Annotated in this window: 22 protein-coding genes and 1 pseudogene; 18 read left to right on the top strand and 5 right to left on the bottom strand. The window is 68.2% G+C overall.

Features of this window, described 5'->3' with window-relative positions:
- Nucleotides 1–7 precede the first annotated feature (7 nt).
- The 8 genes and pseudogenes from WC585_RS10730 to WC585_RS10695 all read left to right on the top strand — a co-directional run bounded on the left by WC585_RS10730 (nt 8) and on the right by WC585_RS10695 (nt 7474).
- Nucleotides 8–2827: a PAS domain-containing protein gene (locus WC585_RS10730; RefSeq protein WP_373257971.1), complete on the top strand. Its 2820-nt coding sequence runs from the start codon at nt 8–10 to the stop codon at nt 2825–2827.
- A gap of 113 nt (nt 2828–2940) precedes the next feature.
- Nucleotides 2941–3357: a hypothetical protein gene (locus WC585_RS10725; RefSeq protein ID WP_373257970.1), complete on the top strand. Its 417-nt coding sequence runs from the start codon at nt 2941–2943 to the stop codon at nt 3355–3357.
- Nucleotides 3358–3394: 37 nt separating this feature from the next.
- On the top strand, nt 3395–4522 hold the full coding sequence (locus WC585_RS10720) for a DNA-packaging protein (RefSeq protein WP_373257969.1): 1128 nt from the start codon (nt 3395–3397) through the stop codon (nt 4520–4522).
- A gap of 54 nt (nt 4523–4576) precedes the next feature.
- A pseudogene (locus tag WC585_RS10715) lies at nt 4577–5763 on the top strand (phage portal protein).
- Between the two features lie 127 nt (nt 5764–5890).
- Nucleotides 5891–6121, top strand: a complete 231-nt coding sequence (locus WC585_RS10710; RefSeq protein ID WP_373257968.1) for a hypothetical protein — start codon at nt 5891–5893, stop codon at nt 6119–6121.
- Nucleotides 6121–6570, top strand: a complete 450-nt coding sequence (locus tag WC585_RS10705) for an HK97 family phage prohead protease (RefSeq protein ID WP_373257967.1) — start codon at nt 6121–6123, stop codon at nt 6568–6570. Before WC585_RS10710 ends, WC585_RS10705 begins: the two co-directional genes overlap by 1 nt.
- Nucleotides 6571–6632: 62 nt before the next feature.
- On the top strand, nt 6633–6845 hold the full coding sequence (locus WC585_RS10700; RefSeq protein WP_292174546.1) for a helix-turn-helix transcriptional regulator: 213 nt from the start codon (nt 6633–6635) through the stop codon (nt 6843–6845).
- Entirely contained in the window at nt 6842–7474 is a 633-nt protein-coding gene (locus WC585_RS10695; protein WP_373257966.1) for a hypothetical protein, read from the top strand. The genes WC585_RS10700 and WC585_RS10695 overlap by 4 nt, the downstream gene beginning before the upstream one ends.
- Before the next feature lie 15 nt (nt 7475–7489).
- Here the strand turns inward: WC585_RS10695 and WC585_RS10690 are convergent, their stop codons facing one another.
- The 3 genes from WC585_RS10690 to WC585_RS10680 are packed head-to-tail and all read right to left on the bottom strand — an operon-like array spanning nt 7490 to nt 9576.
- Entirely contained in the window at nt 7490–8377 is an 888-nt protein-coding gene (locus WC585_RS10690) for a hypothetical protein (RefSeq protein ID WP_373257965.1), read from the bottom strand.
- A 3-nt stretch (nt 8378–8380) separates the two neighbouring features.
- A complete protein-coding gene (locus tag WC585_RS10685) occupies nt 8381–8935 on the bottom strand; it encodes a hypothetical protein (protein ID WP_373257964.1) in 555 nt (184 codons plus the stop codon).
- 53 nt (nt 8936–8988) lie between these two features.
- Complete coding sequence (locus WC585_RS10680; RefSeq protein ID WP_373257963.1) at nt 8989–9576, bottom strand: hypothetical protein; 588 nt, start codon at nt 9574–9576, stop codon at nt 8989–8991.
- A gap of 48 nt (nt 9577–9624) precedes the next feature.
- On the opposite strand from WC585_RS10680, the gene WC585_RS10675 reads away from it, so the two are divergent.
- The 8 genes from WC585_RS10675 to WC585_RS10640 all read left to right on the top strand — a co-directional run bounded on the left by WC585_RS10675 (nt 9625) and on the right by WC585_RS10640 (nt 13528).
- A complete protein-coding gene (locus WC585_RS10675; protein WP_373257962.1) occupies nt 9625–10881 on the top strand; it encodes a phage major capsid protein in 1257 nt (418 codons plus the stop codon).
- 227 nt (nt 10882–11108) lie between these two features.
- Nucleotides 11109–11375: a head-tail connector protein gene (locus WC585_RS10670; protein ID WP_373257961.1), complete on the top strand. Its 267-nt coding sequence runs from the start codon at nt 11109–11111 to the stop codon at nt 11373–11375.
- A 14-nt stretch (nt 11376–11389) separates the two neighbouring features.
- Complete coding sequence (locus WC585_RS10665) at nt 11390–11665, top strand: head-tail adaptor protein (protein ID WP_373257960.1); 276 nt, start codon at nt 11390–11392, stop codon at nt 11663–11665.
- The gene (locus tag WC585_RS10660; protein WP_373257959.1) at nt 11662–12075 is read left to right on the top strand and encodes a DUF3168 domain-containing protein; all 414 of its coding nucleotides are present in this window, start codon (nt 11662–11664) and stop codon (nt 12073–12075) included. The genes WC585_RS10665 and WC585_RS10660 overlap by 4 nt, the downstream gene beginning before the upstream one ends.
- The gene (locus tag WC585_RS10655; protein WP_373257958.1) at nt 12072–12482 is read left to right on the top strand and encodes a phage major tail protein, TP901-1 family; all 411 of its coding nucleotides are present in this window, start codon (nt 12072–12074) and stop codon (nt 12480–12482) included. Before WC585_RS10660 ends, WC585_RS10655 begins: the two co-directional genes overlap by 4 nt.
- A gap of 14 nt (nt 12483–12496) precedes the next feature.
- Entirely contained in the window at nt 12497–12778 is a 282-nt protein-coding gene (locus WC585_RS10650; RefSeq protein ID WP_373258023.1) for a GTA-gp10 family protein, read from the top strand.
- The gene (locus WC585_RS10645) at nt 12775–13005 is read left to right on the top strand and encodes a phage tail assembly chaperone (RefSeq protein WP_373257957.1); all 231 of its coding nucleotides are present in this window, start codon (nt 12775–12777) and stop codon (nt 13003–13005) included. Before WC585_RS10650 ends, WC585_RS10645 begins: the two co-directional genes overlap by 4 nt.
- Nucleotides 12998–13528, top strand: coding sequence for a phage tail tape measure protein (locus WC585_RS10640; protein WP_373257956.1), 531 nt, complete (start codon nt 12998–13000; stop codon nt 13526–13528). Before WC585_RS10645 ends, WC585_RS10640 begins: the two co-directional genes overlap by 8 nt.
- A 12-nt stretch (nt 13529–13540) precedes the next feature.
- On the opposite strand, the gene WC585_RS10635 is transcribed toward WC585_RS10640, so the two are convergent.
- Both WC585_RS10635 and WC585_RS10630 read right to left on the bottom strand, forming a co-directional pair.
- A complete protein-coding gene (locus tag WC585_RS10635; protein WP_373257955.1) occupies nt 13541–14257 on the bottom strand; it encodes a DUF805 domain-containing protein in 717 nt (238 codons plus the stop codon).
- 24 nt (nt 14258–14281) lie between these two features.
- Nucleotides 14282–14953, bottom strand: coding sequence for a DUF805 domain-containing protein (locus WC585_RS10630; RefSeq protein WP_373257954.1), 672 nt, complete (start codon nt 14951–14953; stop codon nt 14282–14284).
- An 86-nt stretch (nt 14954–15039) separates the two neighbouring features.
- On the opposite strand from WC585_RS10630, the gene WC585_RS10625 reads away from it, so the two are divergent.
- Complete coding sequence (locus WC585_RS10625) at nt 15040–15675, top strand: TIGR02217 family protein (protein ID WP_373257953.1); 636 nt, start codon at nt 15040–15042, stop codon at nt 15673–15675.
- A 117-nt stretch (nt 15676–15792) separates the two neighbouring features.
- Nucleotides 15793–16446, top strand: coding sequence for a DUF2163 domain-containing protein (locus tag WC585_RS10620; protein WP_373257952.1), 654 nt, complete (start codon nt 15793–15795; stop codon nt 16444–16446).
- Nucleotides 16447–16498 lie beyond the last annotated feature (52 nt).

Here is a 16498-nt window from a genome sequence, read left to right as displayed (position 1 = left end):
TTCGCTCATGCCCAGTTCGCGTCTCAGGTCCCACAAGTTCAAGGCAGAGGCGCTGAACCTCGACGGGCCCTTCGATCGGCTGACCGCCCTGGCCTGTTCCATCTTCGATACGCCGTTCGCCATGGTGTCGGTCATCGATGGGGACCGGACCATCTTTCGCGCCAATATCGGCCAGGACGAGGACAGCCTGCCGCGCCAGCAGACGGTCACCGACCTTCTGGTCAGCTTGGGCCCCGATGCGGTGTTCGTGGTCGAGAACGGCCTGACCGATCCGCGGGTGAAGGACCATCCAATGGTGGTCGGCAAGCCGCATCTGCGGGCCTATGTCGGGACGACGATCGTCAATGCCGACGGCGAGCCGATCGGTGCGCTGGGGGTCATGGACACCAAACCAAGACCTGCGCCGACCGAGGCGCAGATCGCCAGTCTGAGGCTGCTGGCGGGGCTGGCCGGGCAGGAAGTCGAAAGCGCGCACAAGCTGCGAAGGGCGGCCGAACACACGGCCATGCTGGAGATGTCGGAGGCCCTGGCGGGACTGGGACACTGGCACTACGACGTGGCGGATCACAGTGTGAGCTGGTCCGACGAGGTGTTTCGCATTCATGGGGTCGAGCCGGGGTCGATGGAGCCCAGCCTGGCGACGATGGCACCGCTCTATCACCCGGCGGACCGCGAGGCGGCCAAGGTTCTGATCCACAGGGCCCTGACGACGGGCGAGGGTTATGACACCCGGCTGCGGCTGAACCGCAACGGCGAGGAACGGGTTACCCGGTCGCGAGCCCAGGTCGAACGCGACGATCAGGGCCGGATCGTCGCCCTGTTCGGCGTGGTCCAGGACATCACGGAAACCGTCCGGGCCGAGCGCGAGCAGCAGGAACTGGTCGAGACGCTGAAGCTGGCCGAGGATCTGGCAGGGATCGGCTGCTGGCGGCTGGATGTCGAGACAAGCCATGTCCGCTGGTCGGACCAGGTTTACCGCATCCACGGTCTGGATCCGGCGACGTTCGACCCGGCCCTGGACGACGCGGTGGCCTGCTATCATCCGGACGATCGCCAGGCGGTGATGGACTGGTGCGCCAAGGCCATTGAAAGCGGTGAGGCGGACGAGTTCAGGCTGCGACTGATCCGGGCCGATGGCGAGGAGCGAATCGTGGCCTCCCAGTGTCGTCCGGAGGTGGGCGACGACGGCAAGACGCGTGCCCTGTACGGTGTCTTTCAGGATGTGACCGCTGCGGCACGGGCACACGAAACCATCATGGCCAGCGAGGCGCGATATCGGCTGTTGGCCGACAATGCGACCGACATCATCGCCACCTACGGGATCGATGGTCGCTTCAGATACATCTCGCCCGCCATCGAGGCGGTCATGGGTTACACAGCGGACGATATGATCGGCGGACGTTTCCAGGACTTCATGCACGCCGAGGACGTGGAGAAGGTCCGCACGGCGTTCGCGGACTATGCTCTGTCGGACCCCGACACTGCGCCACCCCGGATCGCCTACCGCGGGCTGGCCAAGGATGGGTCGGTCGTCTGGCTGGAGGCGCATCCCAAGCTGATACGCGATGCCGAAGGCCGGCCGGTCGAGTTCCATGACGTGGTGCGCGACATCAGCGAGACCAAGGCGCTGGAAGATGCCCTGATCACCGCCCGGGACCGGGCCGAAGCCGGGGCGCTCGCCAAATCGGAGTTCCTGGCCAACATGAGCCATGAGCTGCGAACGCCGCTGACCAGCGTGGTCGGCTTCTCGGGACTACTGTTGAGCAGCGATGCCCTGCCGGAGACCGAGCGGCGCTATGTCGACCGGATCGCCACGGCCAGCGATGCTTTGCTGGGGGTCATCAACGACATTCTGGACTATTCCAAGCTGGAGGCCGGGGCGGTGTCGCTGGAGCCGCTGGCCTTCTCGGCGGAGACGATGGCGCGGGGCGCGGCCTCGATCGTCGAGGCACAGTGCGAGGCCAAGGCGCTGGCGCTGGAGGTGGTCGTCGATCCGGCGGTGCCGGCGATCCTGATCGGCGACGAGGGGCGGCTGCGTCAGGTGACGCTGAACTTCCTGGCCAATGCGGTGAAGTTCACGGCCAGGGGCAGTGTCCGGGTCGATGTCAACTGGACCGGCGAAAGGTTGCGGGTGGCGGTGACGGATACCGGCATCGGCGTGTCGCAGGACAAGATCGCGGCCCTGTTCGAGCGTTTCACCCAGGAGGACAATTCGACCACGCGGGTCTATGGCGGGACCGGGCTGGGGCTGTCGATCTCGCGTCGCCTGGTCGAGCTGATGGGCGGCGAAATCGGGGCGGATAGTTGCAAGAACGAGGGCTCGACCTTCTGGTTCGAGGTGCCGCTGATCGCCGGTGAGCGGCGGGCCGAGCGACGCGTTCAGGCCCCGGTGACGGACAGCCAGTCGTCGGGTCTGAGGATCCTGGTGGCGGACGACGCCCCGGCCAACCGCGAGCTGGTCTTGGCCATACTGGGCAGTATGGGCGTGCATGTCGACGCCGTGGCCGACGGCGTCGAGGCGGTAGAGGCGGCGCGGACGGGAGCCTATGACCTGATCCTGATGGATGTGCACATGCCGGCGCTGGACGGACTGGACGCGACGCGGGCGATCCGGGCGCTGGACGGGGAGGCGGCACGGACGCCGATCATCGCCCTGACCGCCAATGTGCAGCCCGAGCAGGTCGAGCGGTGCCGCGAGGCCGGGATGGACGACCATTGCGGCAAGCCGATCCAGGTGTCGGAGCTGGTGCGGGTCATGTCGGCGCGGCTGGACCGGCGCGCGGAAGACCGGGGCGGGCCAGGTCGGCTGGCGGGCACTGCTGCCTAGAGTTCGCGGATTGTTAGTCGGATTGGCGGACGAAAAGCGTTTGCGATAAATCGCCTGACGGAAAGTATGGGCGATCTGCCTGGCTGAGGACGCTGGTCCGGTAGAGTCTGGGCATGACGGGAAATCAGGACAAGACGGCCAGCCGGGCGAGCAACCGGGCGGGCGTGGTGAGGGCAATCGACATGATGATCGAACACGCCCTGTTGACGATGGCCGCGACGAGACTGGAGCCGGGGGATACTCTGGCGGTCCAGCGCTACATGCGCGCCGCCGAACAGATCGCCAAGTCGAAGCGGGCCGCCGATACCCTGGCGGGCGGTGACGAGAAACCTGACGTCGAACCTGAAGCAGCAGAGGACGACATGGCCGACGATGACGACGACAGCGCCGAAGTCATGGAGCGGGTTTACAGCCAGCTCCAGTCCAATATCGATTATTCACGGGCCTCGCTCGAACGAAAGCGAATGGAAGGCTGGACTGTCGCCGGAACAGCTGCGCGAGGCCCTGAGGGCGACTCCGAGATTCCATAGCCATCAGCATATTCCGGAGGTCGACTGGCGCACCTGGGTGCTGCTGGGTGGACGAGGGTCGGGCAAGACCTTTGCCGGTTCCCACTGGATCACCCAGATGGCGCGAGACAAGCCAGAAAAGCGGATCGCCTTGATCGGACCGACCTTGCACGATGTGCGCGAGGTCATGGTGGAGGGGCCGTCGGGCTTGAAGGCGGTCTGCGAAAAGGCTTTTCGACCGCGCTGGGAGGGCGGACGCAAGCGGCTGGTCTGGCCGCATAGCGGGAGCGTGGCCTATGCCTTTTCGGCCGATGACCCGGACAGCCTGAGAGGGCCGCAGTTCCATCATGCCTGGGCCGATGAGTTCTGTGCCTGGCGCAAGCCGGAGCGGGTGCTGGAAAATGTGCGGCTGGCGCTGCGTCTGGGAGAGGATCCACGGCTCATGGTCACGACAACACCCCGGCCCATGCCCGCGCTGCGACGCCTGCTGGCTCAGAACGGCACGGTGCTGGAAAGGGCACCGACAGCCGCCAATGCCGAACATCTGTCGCCCCGGTTCCTGGAGCATCTGAAGGCGCTGTATGCCGGGACGCGGCTGGAGGCGCAGGAGATCGAGGGGCTGATCGTCGAGAGCGAAGGCGCGCTGTTCCGGGCAGAGGATCTGGCGCGGGCGCGGGGTGCGAGGCCCGCGACGCTGGAGCGGATCGTGGTGGCGGTCGATCCGCCGGTGACGGCGGGCGGCGATGCCTGCGGGATCGTGGTGGTCGGGCGTCGGGACAAGGTGGCCTTTGTTCTGGCCGACAAATCCGTGCGCGGTATGAGCCCCCAGGGCTGGGCCGACCAGGTGGTGGCGGCGGTGCGCGAGTTCGGTGCGGACGCGGTCGTGGCCGAGAGCAATCAGGGTGGCGAGATGGTGCGGACCGTCCTGGCCCATTCGAACTGTCCGGTGCCGATCAGGCTGGTGCATGCCAGCCGGGGCAAGGTCGCGCGGGCCGAACCGGTGGCGGCGCTGTACGAGCAGGGGCGGGTGGTGCACTGCGGGGCGTTTCCGGCGCTGGAGGAGGAGCTGATGGCGCTGGGGGCGGCCGATGGCGGTCCCAGCCCGGACCGGGCGGATGCCCTGGTCTGGGGCGTGACGTGGCTGATGCCGGCACCGAAGGCGGGGCCGAGTGTGCGGTGGCTGTGAACTGATTTTCAGGCTGCCCCGTCAAAGGGCGGTGAGAGACCAAGGAGTTCCATCATGTTCGATTGGCGACGGCCCCTGGAGGGTCGGCGGCGTAGAGTCGTGCCTGAAACCAAGGAGAGCCGGAGCGGGCCGTTGATCGCGTTCTCGCATGGTGGGCGAGCGCGGTGGACGCCGAGGGACTATGCGCATCTGGCGAGCGAGGGTTCGGCAAGAATGCCGTGGCCTATCGCTGTGTGCGGATGATCGCGGAGGGGGCGGCGTCGGTGCCGATGGCGGTGTTCGTGGACGGGGTGCGGACGGCGGATCATCCGCTGGCGCGGCTGCTGGCCCGGCCCAATCCGGAGCAGTCGGGGGCGGAGTGGCTGGAGGGGCTGTATGGCGCACTTCAGACGGCGGGCAATGCCTATGCCGAGGCGACGGGCGATGTGGACGGGGACGGTGCGCCCGATGAGCTTTGGGGCCTGAGACCCGACCGGATGAAGGTGGTGCCGGGTCGGGCGGGCTGGCCGGAGGCCTATGAGTATTCGGTGGACGGGCGGTCGGTGCGGATCGGACGGCAGGCGGATGGCTGGATGCCGGTTATGCATCTGAAGCTGTTTCACCCGACGGACGATCATCATGGCTTTTCGCCCCTGGAGGCGGCGGCGTTCGCGATCGATGTGCACAATGCGTCGGGGGCCTGGAACAAGGCGCTGCTGGACAATGCGGCGCGGCCGTCGGGGGCGTTGGTTTACGGGGCCAAGGACGGCGAGCGGCTGACGGGCGAGCAGTTCGAGGCGTTGCGGGCGCAGGTCGGCGAGAGCCATGCGGGCACGGCCAATGCCGGGCGGCCGATGATCCTGGAGGGCGGGCTGGACTGGAAGCCGATGAGCTGGACGCCGGCGGACATGGACTTCATCGCGGGCAAACATGCGGCGGCGCGGGAGATCGCGCTGGCGTTCGGGGTGCCGCCCCAGCTGCTGGGGATACCGGGGGACGCGACCTATGCCAACTACCGCGAGGCCAATGCGGCGTTCTGGCGGGGGACGGTGGTGCCTCTGGTCAGGAAGACGGCTGGAGCGCTGACGGGGTGGCTGGGTGGGCGGTTCGCGCCCTCTGGTTCCGGCGGCGTGCGGATCGAGGCGGACCTGGAAGGCGTGCCGGCGCTGCAGCCCGAGCGGGATGCGCTGTGGGCGCGGCTGTCGGCGGCGGGGTTCCTGACGGATGCGGAGCGGCGGCAGATGGCGGGGGTGGGGGAGTAGCTAGGGGCCAGGTTCCAGGGATTAGGTTCTAGGGACGCTGAGGCGGTCGCCAGTGCCTGTTCCCTAAAACCTAGAACCTAAAACCTAGAACCTAGAACCTAGAACCTGAAACCTTGGGAGGCATGACATGAGCGAGCACCAAATCCGGCGCGTGCCGACGGCCCTGCTGATCGCGCTGACGGTGCAGACGGTCGGGGGGCTGGTCTGGGCCGGTGGGGCGGCGGCAAGGATCGGGACGCTGGAGGAACGGGTCGGGGAGCAGCGGCTGGTCTCCGAGCGGCTGGCGCGGCTGGAGGAACAGAGCGCGGCGACGCGGGCGGCGGTGGAGCGGATCGAGACGCGGCTGGAGGGGCGCTGATGGATGTGATCGTCGACGAAGGGCTGCGTATCCGCGGCTATGCCTCGCTATGGAACGTCGCGGACCTGAACGGGGATGTGGTGGCGAGAGGAGCCTTCGCGGCCAGTCTGGCGAAGACCAGCGCGGGCGGGGTGCGGATGCTGCACCAGCACGAGGCGCGGGCCGTGGTCGGGGTCTGGGACCGGATCGAGGAGGACGAGCGCGGACTGTATGTCGAGGGACGGGTGATGGACTGGTCCGCCGAGGCGCGGTTTGCGAGCGCGCTGAGCCGGGCCGGGGCGCTGGACGGGCTGTCGATCGGGTTCCGCAGCCATCGGGCGCGGCGCGACGGGCGGTTGCGGGTGCTGGTCGAGGTGGAGCTGTGGGAAGTGTCGCTGGTGACGTTTCCGATGCTGCCGGGGGCGCGGTTCGGGGTGGTGTCGTCGCCTACAGCGAAGCTGAGCCTGTAAAGAGCTCTTGACAGCCGGGGCTGTGCCTGTAAAGAGCTCTTTACAGGCAGGTTGAGGAACGCGTGCGCAATCTGGTGCGGGAGATGCGGGAGGCGAAGGGGTGGAGCCAGGGTGAGCTGGCCCGCCGCCTGGGTGTCTCGCGTCAGACGATCAATGCGGTCGAGACGGACAAATACGATCCGAGCCTGCCGCTGGCCCTGCGCATGGCGGTGCTGTTCGAGGTGCCCGTGCCGAGCCTGTTCATCGACGACTGGACACCGGAGGAGACGCTGTGACCACCCTTGATCAAGCCAAGATACGCAAGATGCTGCTGGCCTTCGTTCTGGGGGCGCTGGGCGGGGGAGGGGCCATGGCCGCCTTTCTCTGGCTGGGCTTCGAGCCGGGCTGGAGGGTCGAACAGGTGGCGGTCGGCGGGGTGGGCGTCGTCTATCTGGTGACCGGCCTGTTCACCCTAGGCGGGGCGCTGATGCCGGGCATGGGCGCCAGGGTGCTGAACGTCGCGGACCGGGAGGAACTGGTCGAGATGCGCAACATGCTGGTGGGCAGTTCGGTGTCGGCCATCGCGCTGGGGATCATGTTGCTGGCGCTGGTCGGATCGGGACCGGGTGGGGCCGTGCCCGACATCGTGGTGATTGCGGCGGTGGGGCTGTCGCTGCTGACGATCGGGGTGATCGGCGTGAAGCAGTGGAGATTGTACGACGAACTGTGGCGTCAGCTGTCGTGGGAAAGCTCGGCGTTCGCCATGTCCATTCTGCTGCCCATTCTGTTGATCTGGAGCGTGGCGGTGCATCTGGGATGGCTGTCGGCCATGGATCCGCTGCTGGTCATCGCCGTGGCGGCGGCGTCCATGCTGGTCGGAGCCTTCATCGCGGCCGGGCGGCGAGGCATGCTGGCCCCGCGCTGACCCGAGCTGGAGTGATCAGTCGCCCGATGCGGCGGCCGTTCGGGCCGAGGCCTGCCAGGCGGCCAGACTCTTGCGGATAGCGGACAGGACGGCGGGGCGGCGGATGGCCTGGGCGATCCAGAAACCGGGGATCAGGACGAAGACCCAGCCGATCTGGAAGATGGTGACCAGCAGGAAGGCGACGACGGCGATGACGACCCACAGGCCGGCGAGCAGGGTCTTGTCGTCCATGCTGGCGATGTCGGGCATGTCGGTGGTGCCGGAGCCAAACCCGGTTCCGGGCGCGATCGGGGGCGGGGTGGAGATCGCGCCATTGGGACCAAAGGTGAAGGCCGGGTCGCGGCGGGGCGGCGCAGCCTGCGGTGTCTGAGCAGGGCGCTGGGCCGGGCGCTGTGCTGCTGTCGGCAGGGTCTGGCGCATCGGCTCGGCCTGCTGGGCCGGTCGCGGGGCAGACGGGAGGCCGCGGACCGGGGCGGGGTCGGCGGACGGTCGGGGCTCGAATGGGATGGAGCGGCCCTGGGCGTCCAGGGTGAAGACCTGTTCGAAGCCGACGGTGTCGAAGTTTATCGCGCGCGTGTCCTGGCCATAGCTGTCGGCCTGAAACGCGGCCACGGTGCCGTGGCGCATCAGGACCTGGAAGGCGACGGCATCCTGAAGCCCGTCGATCATGACGTGGACCGTGCCGAACCAGCCGTCGGCCGTGGTGGCGGGGCGGGGGCGGTCGAGGGTCAGGCCGGTATAGGCACCGAAGGCCATGTTGCGACGCTGGCTGGCCCGGGCCGCGGCGAACTGGGTGGCGAGGTCCGGGATGGTGTGCCGTAGTTCATGCGCCAGGGCTGCCATGACGGCTCGCTCCAGCCGAGTCAGGGGGATGTTGGCGACGGTGGCGCGGGACGCGGCCATCGCTCAGTTCGCCTCTGGCAGATAGTCGGCGGGCACGGGCAGGTCGGGGGTCTCGGCCTGCCAGTAGACACTGACGATCCACCAGCGGGTGCCGTCGTCGAACAGCTGGATGGAGTTGATGCCGCGCATGAAGGGCCGGGCGTCGGTCGCGGCGCGCCGGGCGTCATAGGTGGAGAACAGATGGGCGATGCGGCCATAGCGGTCGGTGCGGCGGGCGATTTCCTGCTCATGAAAGCCGTCGCGGACCAGGCCGGGTCCGGCGCGATCGACATAGTCCTGGGGCGTCAGGGGGCGCAGATTGCCCTGACCCTGGGCGTCCGTGCCGGTGGGCATCAGCCGGGCGGACGGATGGAACAGGTGGCGGAACCGGTCCCAGTCGCGGGCCACACCGGCGTCGCCGGAAATGCTGGCGTAGAGGGCGGCGACGATGGCGTCCATCGAGGCGACGTCGGGGGCGTACGCAGGGTTGGAGGCGGCGGGTGCAGGCGGCGGGGTCTGCGCGAATGTAGGTGAAGCCAGTGCAAGCAATGCGGTGGCACCGAGGATTGCTAGACGCATCGGGAGTTCTCCTGGAAACGTCGCGGACGTTTGGGTGTCGCCGAGAATGCTGTTCAGGCCGTCTTTCGAAGCATGCGGCTGATGTGGTTTTGGCAGATGAGTCTGAACGACTGAAAGGTGGCAACGCCAATTAGCCCGAAGATGGCAGAGGCGCGGATCTGGGGGTCGAGCCAGAAGGACCCCAGCGTCGATGTGATCCAGTTGTCTGGTGCGTGTGTGAGGAAAAGTACGGCCGCCAAGGTCGCTACCGCCACGCCACGTTCGAGCATCGAAAAGGGCTCGGGAAGTCGTCTCGCTAATGACGAAATCCAGTTCGGGGGCGGATGATCGTCTGGCGGTTCTGCCAGCATATGGACTTCGGACCTGGGGGGTTCGGCAAGAGAGTGAATTCGCTCGAAGGTGCCTTGGCCACGTCGTTTGGGTTGCGTCTGCAGCGATGCCATCAGGCCGCCTACGAGGCCAGCGAAGGTCGCGGCGACGCCGCCCAAGGTGAAGATGTTTTCCGCCACGGATGCCCAGTGCGCGTCCAGAAACCACAAGGCCTGGATAGCGAGAGCGAGCGGGAACACCAGAGAGACGGCAACAAGGCCGAGCCATGACCGTCGCAACGTACCGACAAGATTTCGGGTGACTGTGTTCATTCATCCGACCCTAACCGCAAACCGCGGTTCCTGAAAACCGGAGAGACCATGAAAGAGACCAAGACCGTCTCGGGTACGCCCGAGGCTCGCGCAGCCATGCACGAAATGATGGCGGCGTTCGAGGCGTTCAAAGGGGCGAACGATGCCCGGCTGGACGAGATCGAAAAGAAGGCGTCGGCGGATGTGCTGCTGGAGGAGAAGGTGGCGCGGATCGATGCGGCGGTGGGAGCGGCACAGGCGCGGCTGGATCGGGTGGTGAGCGAGGGGCGCAGGCCGGAGCTGGGGCTGGCCCCCTCCACCACTTCGTGGTCCCCCTCCCCCACAAGGGGGGAGGAGACGAAAGCGGCGTTCGACGGCTATCTGAAAACGGGTGCGAGCTACGGGCTGGAGCTGAAGGCGGGGTTGTCGTCGGCGTCGAACTCGGCGGGCTATGTCGTGCCGCCGGAGACGGAGCGGGCGATCGAGCGGCGCCTGATGGCGGGCTCGCCGATGCGCGAGATTTCGACGGTTCGGACCGTCGGCTCGGGCGTGTTCAGAAAGCCGGTGTCGACGGCGGGCGTAGTGTCCGGCTGGGTGGCGGAGACGGCGGCCAGGCCCGAGACCGATCCGGCGACCCTGGCGTTGCTGGAGTTCCCCTCGGCTGACCTCTACGCCAGCCCGGCGGCGACCCAGTCCCTGCTGGACGACGCCATGATCGACCTGGACGAATGGCTGGCCGCCGAGGTCGAGGATGCCTTCGCGGCCCAGGAGACCCAGGCCTTCGTCAACGGCGACGGGGTCAACAAGCCCAAGGGCTTCCTGAGCTATACGACCGTGGCCGATGCGAGCCAGACCTGGGGCCAGATCGGCTATGTGGCGTCGGGGGCGGCGGGTGCGTTCACGGCGACGACGGCGGCCAGCAATCCGACCGACCGGCTGATCGACCTGATCTATACGCCCAAGGCCCAGTACCGGCCGAACGGGCGGTTCGTGATGAACCGGCGCACGGTGTCGGCGGTGCGCAAGTTCAAGGATGTGGACGGCAACTACATCTGGACGCCGCCGTCGCGGGTCGGGGAGACGGCGTCGCTGCTGGGCTATGCGGTGACCGAGATCGAGACCATGCCGGACATCGCGGCGAACTCGCTTTCCATCGCATTCGGGGACTTCCAGCGGGGGTATCTGATCGTGGATCGCGCGGGCGTGCGGGTGCTGCGCGATCCCTATTCGGCCAAGCCCTATGTGCTGTTCTACACGACCAAGCGGGTCGGCGGCGGGGTGCAGAACTTCGACGCGATCAAGGTGCTGAAGTTCGCGGCGACCTAGGTCGCTGACGTTCACCTCCCCGCGCGCGAAGGCGCGTGGGGAGGACAGATCGCGGAGCGATCAGGAGGGGGCGGCGCGGTGGCGACCGTGCGGGTCGCGAATTCCCCGCCGCCGGAGCCGCCCCCTCCTGGTCGACGCGAAGAGCGCCGACCTGTCCTCCCCATTTGCCTGCGCAAATGGGGAGGTGATGGCCAAGCCATCCTTTCCCCCAACATCGGAGAATCCCCATGACAGCACCCGTCAGCCTGACGGAGGCGAAGCTGTTCCTGCGCGTCGAGCACGAAGCGGAGGACGGGCTGATCGAGACATTGATCGCGGCGGCGCGGGCGCGGGTGGAGGGGGAGGTGGGGCTGAGCCTGACCTCGACCAGCCCGGCACCGCTGCGGCTGGCGATCCTGATGCTGGCCTTGCGCGCCTATGAGCGGGGCGAGGTGGAGATGGCGGTCGCGCCGGTCGAAGTCTGGATCGCACCGTATCGGGTGGTGCGGATATGAGGGTCTTGGCGAGTGTGTTTGAGGCCGTTGAGGCCCGCACGCCCTATGGCGGGGTCGCGGTCAGCTATGAGCCGGTGGGGCACGCCTGGCTGAAGCTGGGGGCGCGGAGGCGGCGCGAGAGGAGCGAGCCGGGCGGGCTGCAGGCGGTCGAGGTGGTGACGGCGGAGACGCGGTCGGACCCGCGGCTGATCGCCGGGCGGGTGCTGAGGTTCGGCGGGGCCGACTGGCGCATCCAGGCGACCGAGACGGTGGGTGGCCGGGCGATCCTGATGCTGGAGCGCAGCCGATGAGCGGGCATGAGCTGGCGCTGCAGAAGGCGCTGATTGCGCATCTGGCGGAGGATGTCGCGGTGATGGCGCTGCTGGGGGATCCCGCGCGGATCTGGGATGCGCTGCCGTTGGACGCAGAGTTGCCGCATCTGCTGATCGGACGGTGCGAGAGCCGGCCGGTGGGGGCGGACGGCGGGGGCGTGGAGCATCGGCTGACGCTGACGGTCGTGTCGCGCTTTCGCGGGACCGAGGAGGCCAAGGCGGTGCTGGCGGCGGTGCGACTGAGGCTGACGGATGCGCGGGTTGAGGCCGACGCGGTGCGGGCGGTCAGCCTGGGCGTCACCTTCGCCGACGTGTTCCCGGCGGCGGACGGGGCGAGGACCTATGCGGTGCTGCGGGTGCGGGCCGTGACGGAGGAGGTGGAACCATGAGTGTACAACGCGGCAAGGACATGCTGCTGAAGATCGAGGGAGCACCGGAGGTGTTCACCACGGTGGCGGGGCTGAGGGCGCGGACAATTTCGCTGAATGCCCGGACGGTGGATGCGACGGACGGCGACAGCGCGGGGCGGTGGCGCGAGCTGCTGGGCGGGGCCGGGGTCAAGTCAGCGGCGGTGGCGGGGCAGGGGATATTCCGCGATGCGGCGTCCGATGCCCTGATCCGCGAGGCCTTCTTTGCGCAGGAGGCGAAGCGGTGGCGGCTGATCGTGCCGGATTTTGGCCAGCTGGAGGGGCCGTTCCTGGTTTCGGCGCTGGAATATGCGGGCGAGCACGAGGGCGAGGCGACGTTTGCGATCAGCCTGGCCAGCGCGGGCGAGATCGGGTTCTCCAGCCTGTGAGCGGGGTGAACGGTATGCGCGGCGAGGTGTCGGTGGTGCTGGCGGGCGAAGCGCGCCGGCTGTGCCTGACGCTGGGGGCGCTGGCGGAGATCGAGACGGGCTTGCAGGTGAGCGGGCTGGCGGGGCTGGCCGAGCGGATGCGGGCGCTGTCGGCGGGGGATCTGCTGGTGGTGCTGGTGGCGCTGTTGCGGGGTGGAGGCGAGCGGGAACTGGCCGAGGGGCTGGCCGATGCGGCGGTCGATCCGCGCGAGGCGGCGCAGGCTGTGGCGCGGGCGTTTGCGGCGGTGGCGGAGTGACGCGTAGCCCCCTTCACCATGCTGCGCATGGTCCCCCTCCCCCGGAGGGGGAGGAGACTCCCTGGCCGGAGATGATGCGGATGGCGGCGGGGTTCGGCGCGGGGCCGCAAGCGTTCTGGCGGCTGTCGCTGAAGGAATGGCGGATGCTGACGGAGCGACCGGACGTGGTCGGGCCGATGGGGCGTGGGGTATTTGAGCAGATGGCGGAGCGATGGCCGGATGAGTGACGTGTTCGATCCCGATGGCCTGGACGCCGTGCCGCGCAGGGTGGCGGAGGCGCAGGCGGCGCTGGAGGCGCTGAGGGAGCCGGCGGAGCGGGCGGCGGCGTCGATCGAGGAGGCGTTCGGGCGGGCGGGGGACAGCCTGACAAGGTCGCTGGCACGGGCGGCGGCGGACGGGGAGATCACCCTGGCCGAGCTGGCGCGGTCCGTGCTGGCGGCGGTGCATGCGGCAGCGGGCGGTGGACGCGGCGGGGGGCTGGGGGAGGCGATCGCCCAGGCGGTCGGGGCGGTATTCGGCGGCGCGCGGGCCGATGGCGGCAGCGTGCTGGGTGGCGGGGCCTATCTGGTGGGGGAGCGCGGGCCGGAGGTGTTTCGGCCCACGGGTGCCGGAACGATCGAGGCGGCGGGCGGCGCGGGAGTCACCATCAACATGCGGGTGGACGGCGGGGCGCAGGGGCTGCTGAGGTCCGAGGCGCAGATCGCCCAGATGCTGGCCAGGGCCGTCGCGCTGGGCGCGCGACGGCTCTAACGCAAGAACGGATCAGGCGAAGGTGTTGGCGGTGTCGTCGACGGGGTTCTTGGGATTGGGGCCGTATTTGTTGCGGCCCGGCTGGCTGTCGGCGATGCCGAGCCATAGCAGCCAGCCCAGGTTGATGACGACGAAGATCAGGGCCACCAGGCCGAAGGAGCCGAACAGGGCCATGATGGCGGCGGGATCCTCGTTCTCCAGCGCCTCAGCATTCATGGCGATGGTGCCGAACATGGTGGCGAAGGTGACGATGATCATAACGAGGTTGGCACCATAGGGGGCCAGCACCCACCAGCCGGTGCGTCCCATGTCATGCAGGCGCTTCACCTGCATGGCTGTCTGGGGCCATAGGAGCGCCAGGCCGATGAGGGTGCCCAGGATGGGGATGAAGCCGAGGACAATGCCCGCGACGAAGAGGATGGCCCAGGTGATCCAGAAGTGCGACCGGCGCAGGCGTCCCTCGAACTGGAACATGGCGGTCTTGAAGTCGTAGGCACCGGTGGCAGCCGGCGCGGCGTAGCCGTAGCCGCCGGCGGGGGCCGCCGAGGGCTGGCTGGTCAGGGCGATGATGTCCGTGGCGACGCCGTCGGTGCCGACGAAATCGACCTTGTCGCCGATGCGCAGTGCGGCGCGGATGCTGGATGCAGAGAAGGTGTAGCGACCGCCGTCCTCTCCGGTGATCAGGCCGTCGCCCGAGAAACTGTCAACGCTGATGACTTCGCCGCGCATGGGTGTGGTCCTTGATGTAAAAAGTCAGCCGAAGACTTCGGCGGTTTCGCGGCTGTGGCCGCCGGGGACGGGTCCGTGCACGTTCCGGTAGTTCTGGGACGGCAACAGGGTGATGATGAAGGTAATCAGGCCGCCGATGTAGGGGATGACGCCCAGCAGGACGAGCCAGCCGGTCAGGCCGACATCGTGGAAGCGGCGGATCATGACGCAGACATTCGGTAGAAACAGCGCCAGCCAGACGATGCCAGCGGCGATGAAGAAGAGCCCGCCCAGAGCGGTCAAGCCGTCGTTGTAGGTGTCGCCGCCCACGCCAATGAAGATCATGCCAGGCACGAGCGGGATCAGCAGGAAGACCCAGTAGAAGAGGGTGAACCACCAGTACTCTGAGCGACGCGCGCGACCGTTGCCGTCAACATACAGGCGCATGGATTTCATGAAGTAGCCCCAGGGGCCGTGTTCGGGCTTGCCCTGTCGTTCGGTGCGGGGCGAAGCATAGGCGGACGATGCGGGGGCGGCCTGCAAAACGACCACGTCGGTGGCGAAGCCGTCGCGGGGCAGGAAGTCGACGGACTGACCTGCGAACAGGCGCGCCGGGCGGATCAGGTCACGGAAGGACAGACGGTAACGCTGACCGTCGTCGCCGCTGATCAGGCCTTCGCCCGAGGCCTCGTCGAACTGAAGAATTTCGCCCCGCACGCGCGCCCCCCGGCCGACCCTCGGTCTGTCGTGGGCAGATTGGCGGAAAGCGGTGCGGTGGACAACCGCAAACACAAGGATTTTCCATGAGTTTTCATGACGTCAGGCTGCCTGCGCGGCTGGCCTTCGGGTCGACGGGGGGAGTGGAGCGGCGGACCGAGATCGTGACGCTGGGGTCTGGCTACGAGCGGCGCTCGACGCCGTGGGCGCAGGGGCGCAGGCGGTATCTGATCGGGGCGAACCTGAGGTCGCTGGATGACATGGCGGCGCTGACGGAGTTCTTCGAGGCGCGGCGGGGGCGGCTGTACGGGTTCCGGTTCCGGGATTTCGCGGACTTCAAGTCGTGCGCGCCGGGGGCGGTGGTGTCGGCGGCCGATCAGGCGCTGGGGACCGGGGACGGTTTGCGGACGCGGTTCGACCTCATCAAACGCTACGGCGAGGGCGAGGGCGAGGACGCGCTGGAGCGGCGCGTGCGCAAGCCGGTGGCGGGGACGGTGCGGGTCGCGGTGGCGGGTGTGGAGCTGGATGCCGGCGGGTTCACGGTCGATGCGGCGACGGGCGAGGTGACGCTGGCGGCTGCGCCGCCGGTCGGGGCAGCGGTGACGGCGGGGTTCGAGTTCGACGTGCCGGTCCGGTTCGATGCGGACCGGATCGAGGTCACGCTGGAGAGCTTCGAGGCCGGGCGGATGGCGGCGGTACCGCTGATCGAAGTGCGGGTTTGAGGAAGGGGCTAGGTTCTAGGGGTTAGGTTCTAGGGGAGAAGCGAGCGCTGGGACGCGCCAGCGGATGACTAACCTAGACCCTAAAACCTAGCCCCTAGAACCTCATGGAGGGGCGAGATGAGATCGATACCAAACGAACTGGCCGACCGCATCGAGAGCGGGGCGGCGGGGCTTTGTCATGCCTGGGTGCTGACGCGGGCGGATGGCATCAGGCTGGGGTTCACGGACCATGACCGCGATCTGGACGTCGAGGGCGTGGTGTGCCGGGCGGCCAGCGGCTGGACCGCCGGGGTGGCGGAGAGCGAGGTCGGACTGGGAGCCGGAGCTGCGTCGATGGCGGGCGGGCTGGATGACGAGGCGATCAACGACGCGGATGTCGAGGCGGGGCGCTTCGACGGTGCGGTGGTCGAGCTGTGGCGGGTGGACTGGGCCCGGCCGGAATTGAGGGTGCGGTTGTGGGTCGGGACGCTGGCCTCGATCCGGCGCGAAGGGGGGAGTTTTGTCGCCGAGGTGGCCGGGCCGATGGCGGCGCTGGAGCGGGTGGTCGGGCGGACCTATGGGCGCGAGTGCGATGCCGTGCTGGGCGACGGACGGTGCCGGGTCGATGTGGCGGCCTTTCCGGGTCGGGGCTGTGATAAGCGGTTTGCGACCTGTGTGGGCGTGTTCGGCAATGGGGTGAACTTTCAAGGGTTTCCCGATGTGCCGGGCGACGACTTTCTGACGGCGGTACCGGTCGAGGGCGGGCGCAACGACGGGGGGAGCCGACGGTGAGGGGAGAGGCTGAACCATTCTCCCTCCCCCACAGTGGGGAGGGACGGCGAAG

Source organism: Brevundimonas sp. (assembly GCF_041648055.1).
Taxonomy (GTDB): domain Bacteria; phylum Pseudomonadota; class Alphaproteobacteria; order Caulobacterales; family Caulobacteraceae; genus Brevundimonas.
The sequence above is the reverse complement of the archived record's forward strand: the minus strand, read 5'-3'. Positions and strand labels throughout refer to the sequence as shown.

What these genes read in the sequence shown, in the direction of transcription:
- WC585_RS10685 (WP_373257964.1), bottom strand. Translation starts at nt 8,935, where the DNA reads ATGCGTCTAGCAATCCTCGGTGCCACCGCATTGCTTGCACTGGCTTCA.
- WC585_RS10710 (WP_373257968.1), top strand. Translation starts at nt 5,891, where the DNA reads ATGAGCGAGCACCAAATCCGGCGCGTGCCGACGGCCCTGCTGATCGCG.
- WC585_RS10620 (WP_373257952.1), top strand. Translation starts at nt 15,793, where the DNA reads ATGAGATCGATACCAAACGAACTGGCCGACCGCATCGAGAGCGGGGCG.
- WC585_RS10680 (WP_373257963.1), bottom strand. Translation starts at nt 9,576, where the DNA reads ATGAACACAGTCACCCGAAATCTTGTCGGTACGTTGCGACGGTCATGG.
- WC585_RS10675 (WP_373257962.1), top strand. Translation starts at nt 9,625, where the DNA reads ATGAAAGAGACCAAGACCGTCTCGGGTACGCCCGAGGCTCGCGCAGCC.
- WC585_RS10635 (WP_373257955.1), bottom strand. Translation starts at nt 14,257, where the DNA reads ATGCGCGGCGAAGTCATCAGCGTTGACAGTTTCTCGGGCGACGGCCTG.
- WC585_RS10625 (WP_373257953.1), top strand. Translation starts at nt 15,040, where the DNA reads ATGAGTTTTCATGACGTCAGGCTGCCTGCGCGGCTGGCCTTCGGGTCG.
- WC585_RS10660 (WP_373257959.1), top strand. Translation starts at nt 11,662, where the DNA reads ATGAGCGGGCATGAGCTGGCGCTGCAGAAGGCGCTGATTGCGCATCTG.
- WC585_RS10725 (WP_373257970.1), top strand. Translation starts at nt 2,941, where the DNA reads ATGACGGGAAATCAGGACAAGACGGCCAGCCGGGCGAGCAACCGGGCG.
- WC585_RS10640 (WP_373257956.1), top strand. Translation starts at nt 12,998, where the DNA reads ATGAGTGACGTGTTCGATCCCGATGGCCTGGACGCCGTGCCGCGCAGG.
- WC585_RS10650 (WP_373258023.1), top strand. Translation starts at nt 12,497, where the DNA reads ATGCGCGGCGAGGTGTCGGTGGTGCTGGCGGGCGAAGCGCGCCGGCTG.
- WC585_RS10655 (WP_373257958.1), top strand. Translation starts at nt 12,072, where the DNA reads ATGAGTGTACAACGCGGCAAGGACATGCTGCTGAAGATCGAGGGAGCA.
- WC585_RS10670 (WP_373257961.1), top strand. Translation starts at nt 11,109, where the DNA reads ATGACAGCACCCGTCAGCCTGACGGAGGCGAAGCTGTTCCTGCGCGTC.
- WC585_RS10690 (WP_373257965.1), bottom strand. Translation starts at nt 8,377, where the DNA reads ATGGCCGCGTCCCGCGCCACCGTCGCCAACATCCCCCTGACTCGGCTG.
- WC585_RS10730 (WP_373257971.1), top strand. Translation starts at nt 8, where the DNA reads ATGCCCAGTTCGCGTCTCAGGTCCCACAAGTTCAAGGCAGAGGCGCTG.
- WC585_RS10705 (WP_373257967.1), top strand. Translation starts at nt 6,121, where the DNA reads ATGGATGTGATCGTCGACGAAGGGCTGCGTATCCGCGGCTATGCCTCG.